Source organism: Mycobacterium sp. (assembly GCF_049280035.1).
Lineage (GTDB): Bacteria > Actinomycetota > Actinomycetes > Mycobacteriales > Mycobacteriaceae > Mycobacterium.
The window spans coordinates 1-6,568 of the sequence record NZ_JBAPPI010000565.1; the positions used below are offsets into that span (position 1 = coordinate 1).

4 protein-coding genes, 1 tRNA gene and 2 pseudogenes are annotated in these 6,568 nt (G+C 64.8%); 1 reads left to right on the top strand and 6 read right to left on the bottom strand.

Features of this window, described 5'->3' with window-relative positions; genetic code table 11:
* Positions 1-703: pseudogene (locus tag WAN71_RS18460) on the bottom strand (hypothetical protein); the annotation flags it as partial.
* Positions 704-987: 284 nt separating this feature from the next.
* On the opposite strand from WAN71_RS18460, the gene WAN71_RS18465 reads away from it, so the two are divergent.
* Positions 988-1,506, top strand: coding sequence for a hypothetical protein (locus tag WAN71_RS18465; RefSeq protein WP_422226721.1), 519 nt, complete (start codon positions 988-990; stop codon positions 1,504-1,506).
* Between the two features lie 510 nt (positions 1,507-2,016).
* Here WAN71_RS18465 and WAN71_RS18470 read toward each other — a convergent pair.
* From WAN71_RS18470 to WAN71_RS18490, 5 genes and pseudogenes are all read right to left on the bottom strand, one after another.
* The gene (locus WAN71_RS18470) at positions 2,017-2,904 is read right to left on the bottom strand and encodes a transglycosylase SLT domain-containing protein (RefSeq protein ID WP_422226724.1); all 888 of its coding nucleotides are present in this window, start codon (positions 2,902-2,904) and stop codon (positions 2,017-2,019) included.
* Between the two features lie 558 nt (positions 2,905-3,462).
* Positions 3,463-3,535, bottom strand: a tRNA-Ala gene (locus tag WAN71_RS18475).
* Between the two features lie 86 nt (positions 3,536-3,621).
* Positions 3,622-4,872, bottom strand: coding sequence for an NAD(P)/FAD-dependent oxidoreductase (locus tag WAN71_RS18480; RefSeq protein WP_422226722.1), 1,251 nt, complete (start codon positions 4,870-4,872; stop codon positions 3,622-3,624).
* Positions 4,873-4,876: 4 nt separating this feature from the next.
* Complete coding sequence (locus WAN71_RS18485) at positions 4,877-6,145, bottom strand: MFS transporter (protein ID WP_422226723.1); 1,269 nt, start codon at positions 6,143-6,145, stop codon at positions 4,877-4,879.
* A pseudogene (locus tag WAN71_RS18490) lies at positions 6,142-6,568 on the bottom strand (phosphoglucomutase, alpha-D-glucose phosphate-specific); the annotation flags it as partial. The pseudogene WAN71_RS18490 and the gene WAN71_RS18485, both read right to left, overlap by 4 nt.

Genomic DNA, 6,568 nt, shown 5'->3' on the forward strand with positions numbered 1-6,568 from the left:
CCCCGCCGTAGCCCGTCAGCGGGTCGCCGGAATTACCCCCTGCTCCGCCGGCCCCGCCGTCGCCGGTCGCTGAGCTTCCGCCCGCCCCGCCGGTCCCGGCGTAGCCCAGCAGCCCAGAATCACCGCCATTACCGCCGGCCTCACCGCTGCCAGGCGCGCCGGAGCCGCCCGCGCCGCCGTCGCCGAGCAGCAATCCGCCGCCTTGGCCGTTTTCTCCGGTGCCCGGGAGTCCGTTGGCGCCGTTACAAATCAACCCGCAAGCGCCGGCGGTGGGATCATCGGCGCTGACCGCGGAGGGATCAGCTTGGGTAAACCACGCGTTCAATGCGCTGTCAACCTCTTGACCCAACGGGCTGTTAATCCAATCCTGCTCAAGGCCGTGCAGCCCGGTGTCAAACGGGTTGGCCGTCGACGTCGCAGAACCGACATCCGTGGAGAGCGCGCCAAGACTGCTGGATTCCGCAGTAGCGGCCGCGCCCGCCAGGCTCGACGCATCGACGCTTGACGCCGCGGCCAATGCGGAGTCGAGATTCGCCAGCCAGCCGGTCATATCCACAGCCAGCGTGGGGTCAACGCTGGAAAGAGAGTTGATGATCGGATCAATAATCACGTCAAACTCATCAGCATGCGCCGACGGCGTCATGGCCACCGGGGTCATGCCGAACGCCAAAAACGCGCCGACACTCGCAATCAAACCGACCACAGCACGACGGAGTGCCCTCGCGTTACGCGACCGACGATTCCGCTTCGGGCAGCGCTGACCAGCCATCGCCCAACCTCCCGACCACAGGGTTGTTCTCAGGTGCCGCTAAGATAATCCTTAACTAACGCGTGTGGAATAGAAACGCGCAAAATGCTGGCCGTTCTCATGGTGGCTTGCGCGCTGCCAGTGCGGCGCCGTCACTTACGATCCCGCGCTCATCAGCGGGTGCAGTCTGCTCGACGGGCCGGCGCGGGTGCGCGGCTAGCGGCGGTAGCTTTGCGGGCGTGGCTAGCCGATCTGAGCGCAAGCTGTTCGATGAGTTCGAACGAATCGACAGCACGCGTATGCCATACACCGACGAGAATGTCTTTCAGTTCATGAATCGAGTCGACCGAGCCGATTGGGCGCGGGTCCGCGAGGAACTGGAAGGGTGGTACAGCGAATACCCAGACAGCGACAACGATCTGAGGAACCGGTTCCAGAGCCAGCGTGAAGATCAGCACTACGGGGCATGGTGGGAGCTGTACGTCCACACGTTCTACCGCCGGCTCGGGTACGCCGCCGATGTGCATCCGACGATGCCCAACGGTACGAAGCCGGACTTCCTAGTCACTCGCGGCGGTATCAGCACCTATGTCGAGTGCAAAGCCATCCCCGCAAATCCGAGGTCGCCGCATGAGGCATGGATACTCGACTGCACTGACAAGGCCAGACACACCGATTTTCTGCTCGAACTCGACATCGAACAGGAGGGAACGGAACAGCCAAAGGCCGACGCCATCCGAACCCCATTAGAGAGGTAGATCAAGCATTGTTCGGCTCAGCCACCTTCACGTACCTGCAGAACGCCCAGCAAGCCATGGATTCACGAGTTTCGCAGGCAAAACGGCTATTGGCGTCGTGACCCGCCGGCCGGTAGCCGCGTGTCCGCGGTCCTGATCGGCCGCAACATCGACCCGTGGGGAGCCGCTAGAGATGTCCCGCAAATATGGGTCAATCCGTGGTCGCCCATGCCGATTTCCGATACACACTCACTCGCAACTACGACTGCCGACGACAGCGGCAACGTCACCCGCAACGAGGGCACACTGGCTATCCACGAACTATTCGCGCTGCCCCAGGAATGGCCTCAAGTAGATAAACCATGAACTGCCACAACAAAATTCGCATCAAAAAAGCGTCAACAGCGTCGTCATCGATGTTGGCCACACTTCTGACTCGCTTGCCGGCGTCAAGTGATCAGCAGACACAAGCCGTTGACCTTGTTGCTTGCTGGGGTCAACGGGCCGCAGGCTCTGCTGCGCCGCGATGGCTTATTGCGGGTGCTTCACCAGGTAGACCGCGACGGGGATCGGTGAGGTCGCGGAGTAACCGGTGGGCAGGCGCACGTCACCGGCAGTCGTGTTGAAATAGACCTCCCACCGGTAGTACCCGGCAAACGCAGCGGGATCGGCTGCGAGCACCGCTGCGTAGTCGTTGACCGCCCGCACGTATTGGTTCGAGTTGTTGTACCGGTACAGCGCGTATTCGCGGTCGCCGGCGAAGCCGTTAACGGCGAGGTAGCGGCCGGCCGCCATGATGCTGTCGTGGGGCGAGAGGATGTCGCCGCCCTCGCCGTAGGCGCCAAATGTCGAGGGCAAGAACTGCATAGGGCCTAGTGCACCAGCGGTGCTCACGCCGGCGACGCGGCCGAAGCCGGTCTCGATCAGGTTGATCGCCGCCAGATAGGTCCATCCGACGCCGGACACCGATTCCGCCTCGCGGTAGTAACCCCGCAGCTCGTCGGCCGGCGTCGGCGGGTCGATGCGCCACGCAGGCAGCGTATCTTGCGTTTGGCCCTCGCTCATCGCGGTGAGCTGCCGACGCGCGTCGACATTGCGGTCGTACATTTCGAGGAGCGACGGCGGGATTCGCGAGCGCGCGGTCGGGTCCCACTCGGGGTGGCGTCCGAGGGCGTAGTAGGCCGCTTGCTGGCGGCGCGCCACCGCCCTTAACACAGCCTCCGACGACGACGGGTCGCGCAGCACGTGCTCGTCGGCGACAAGGTCGTCGGCCAGGCGCGCGGGGTCGGATGCCAGCCGCCACTGCGCGGGGTCGGATGCCAGCAGCGACTGCGCGGGCGGGAGCGTGGTCGCTGTGGCGGTCGCCATCGTTGTGGTTGACGGCCTGGTCGACTCTGAGCAGCCGACGAGTGCGAACATGATCGTGACGACGAGAAGCAGCGTGCCGCGGCGAATCGTACCGATGCTCGCGACAGCCGACCGCAGCACGGTGGCGTCGACACGGTTGTGGCTCACTGTTGCTTACTTCCCGGCGATTGCGTGATTGTTTGCGGTCCAGGTCTAGCGGGCCTGCAGCGAGTGTATTGCTCCCACCCCTCGTTAAAAGTAGCGTTGACCGCGTGTCTTCGGGGACTGTTTGTTACCAGCGCTGTCCTCGGTGGAGGTCCGCTCGGTGAGGCCGTTACAGCGGGCCCTTTAGGACAGCTTCGCGTGGCGTTACCGGGCGCAGTGTGGATGATCGGGCGGATGCTCGGCGGAATGGTAGGGCTGGTGAGCGCTCCCCGGCACGCACGGCGTCGACAAGCCGGTCGAGTTCACCACACTCTGTGTGCCGGCCAATCAGCTTCATCGCCTATCCCACGCCAAGTGATCCGCCCGCACCTGCACAATGGTTGCTCGCATATTGGATCAGCGAACCGCTGATCTAGCAGGACTCAGATCGAGAGGCGAAAACTGCATATCGCCTAGTCAAAAGGGTGGAGCTAAGGGGACTCGAACCCCTGACCCCCACACTGCCAGTGTGGTGCGCTACCAGCTGCGCCATAGCCCCAGAAGTTGTGCCCATCGAAGCTACACCACCACCCGCCAGGCTTCAAAGTCGCTGATCACGATGGGTCTGAGGTGCCCATCATCCCGCTAGCGCAGCGGGTCGAGTTCGCGCAGGCCTGGCGGTTGCTTGCCGGTGGTGATCTGCTCGGCTAACAGCCGACCAGTCGCCGGGCCCTGCTTCATGCCCCACATGCCGTGCCCACCCGCGACGAAGATCCGGTTCTGCAGCACCGGCCCCACCAGCGGACGCCCGTCGGGACTCAACGGGCGTGGGCCAACCCATGTCTCGTCGCGCTCCGCCCAGCGGACCCCGTCGAAGAACGGGGCCGCCGAATCGACGATGGCATCGACCACGCTTGCAGACGCCGGGGCCTCCGGACGGCGTAATTCCATCATGCTGGTGACCCGCAGCTTCCCATTCAACGGCGTGCACGCCACCCGCACATCCGGCAGATAGATCGGCCCGAAAACCGAGCGCTCCACCGGCACCGTGAAGGAGTAGCCGCGCCCGGCCTGCACCGGAACCCGGACCCAGCGGCGTACTAATCCAGGCAACCACGCGCCGGTAGCGATCACCGCCACGTCGGCCGTCAGTGCCGGACCACTATGGGGATGTACAGCCACACCGTCCCCGGCGGTCCGCACGTCGGCGACGTCCACGGTCTCGAGTGCTGCGCCCCGTTCGACGACCGAGCGGCCCAGCGCCTGCACGAACCGTCCGGGGTCGACGAACCGCTGACCGTTGATGCGGACACCAACGGAGACCGCGCTCGAGGCAAGCGGCACCTGCTCACGCAACGCCGCACCGGTCAACTCCGTAGTGGAGTTGGGCTGGCCGGCGTCTTGTAAACGCTGCAGCTGTTCCAGCAGGTGTTCGGCGTCTGCCGAAGTGCGGAACAACGCGGTGATCGGCGCGTCGGTGATCGTCGCGTCCACACCGTTGGACACCAGCACGTCGTACGCGGCCATGCACTCTTGGTTGAGCGTCAGATTCGCCCGCACTGCTCGCGACCACGACGACTCCCGACAGTTCATCGCGAATCGCATCAAGAATCTCCACAGAACTGGATCGCTACTCGGTGAAATCCGCACGGGCGCAGCGCGATTCGGCAATGACCGCAGCGCATATCGCAACATTCGGGGGTCGTTGAGCGGGATACTCAGCGCCGGAGCGATCCAACCGGCGTTACCCCAGGAGGCGCCCGCCGCGACGCCGGTGCGGTCGACCACCTTCACCGAAACGCCGCGTTCCTGCAGAAACCATGCCGTCGACAACCCGACGATGCCGGCACCCACCACGATCGCTGATCGCGGCCGGATCCGGTGGATGTCAGCCATCTGCTCAGGCCAGTTCCGACGCGGTCCCGGTCTCCCATTCACCGGGCCGCGGCGTGTGCCCCGCTACCCGCGTCTCCGGTGCAAAGATCCAGCCCACCCCGGCTGCCAACAACACGATTCCGCTGAGCGTAAATCCCCATCCGTAGCTCAGGTGCTCAGCGATCTGCGCCACCGACAACGAGCCGACGATGGCGCCCAGATCAACCATCATCTGAAAGGTCGATACCGCGGTGCCCGTACGTGCCGTGCTGCCCAGGATGTCGGCGATCGCGGCCTGCTGCGGTGAGGTGAAAACGCCCGAGGCCGCGCCTGCCACGCACGCGGCAACGAGGAAGACGGGCACCGACGAGGATGCGCCCAACCAGATGGTCGCCACACCGGAGGCGAATAGGCCGCCGATCACCAGGGTGCGCCGGCCGATGCGGTCCGACAGGTAGCCACTGGGCCACACCACGACGAGGTTGCCGATCGCGAACATCCCCAGAACCAAGCCCGTCATCCGTGGCCCGCGGCCCAACACGTCCGAGACGAAGAGCGGCACGATGGCCATTCGCAATCCGAACACCGCCCAGCCGGTGGCGAAGTTGGACACCAGCGCTGAGCGGTACGCGCGGTGTCGAAGCGCGGCGCGCACCGTCACTGCCGGCTCGGTGTGCTCGGCGGGTGCACCCAGCGTCGACCGGCGCAAGCTGTAGGACACCACGATCGCCGTGATCAACACCGCCACTCCGTAGATGACAAACGGTGCTTTGAGCCCTAAACCTGCGGTGAGGCTGCCCACAAGCGGGCCGGCGACCGAGCCGATCAGAAACGAGCTGACGAACAGCCCGGCGATCCGTCCGCGCGCGTCGGCAGGGCTGATCCGGATCATCAGCCCCAGCGCGGAAATGAAAAACATCGTCGACCCGATGCCGCCGATCGCGCGGAATACCAGTAGCTGCCAATAGTTTTGGGAGAATACGCATACAGCAGTGGACACCGACACGATCAGCAGCCCGGCCACATAGACCCGCCGCTCGCCCAGCCGCTGCACCAGCAACCCGGTGGGCGGGGCGGAGAAGAGCCGCATCACCGAAAAAATCGTGATCGAGAACGTCACCGCGCCGAGGCTCACCCCGAACGTTCGGGCGAAGGCCGGCAATACCGGGGACACCACACCGTAGCCAAGCGCGGCCACCGCGTTCGCCGCGATCAGCACCCAGGCTTCCCGCGGAAGCCTCGTCGATTTTCGAGTCCAACCGCCGAAGCGAGCGCGTCGAGTGGCGAGGGTCACCCGATGACTTTATCCACAACCTCCTGGGCTGCTTGCTGGACCTCGGCTAAATGCTCCGGGCCGCGGAACGACTCGGCGTAGATCTTGTACACGTCTTCGGTGCCGGACGGCCGAGCGGCGAACCAGGCATTGGCCGTGGTGACCTTCAGCCCGCCGAGCGGTGCATTGTTGCCCGGCGCGGTGGTCAGCTTTGCGGTGATCTGCTCTCCGGCCAATTCGGTGGCGCCGACTTGGTCTGCTGACAGCTTCGAAAGCCGGGCCTTCTGTTCACGGTTGGCGGGCGCGTCGATCCGCGCATAGGTCGGGGCGCCGTATTCCGCGGTCAGTTCCTGATAGCGCTGCGACGGCGTGGCTTCGGTGACGGCGAGGATCTCGGCGGCCAGCAACGCCAGAATGATGCCGTCCTTGTCGGTGGTCCACACC

What these genes read in the sequence shown, in the direction of transcription:
- WAN71_RS18470 (WP_422226724.1), bottom strand. Translation starts at nt 2,904, where the DNA reads ATGTTCGCACTCGTCGGCTGCTCAGAGTCGACCAGGCCGTCAACCACA.
- WAN71_RS18480 (WP_422226722.1), bottom strand. Translation starts at nt 4,872, where the DNA reads ATGGCTGACATCCACCGGATCCGGCCGCGATCAGCGATCGTGGTGGGT.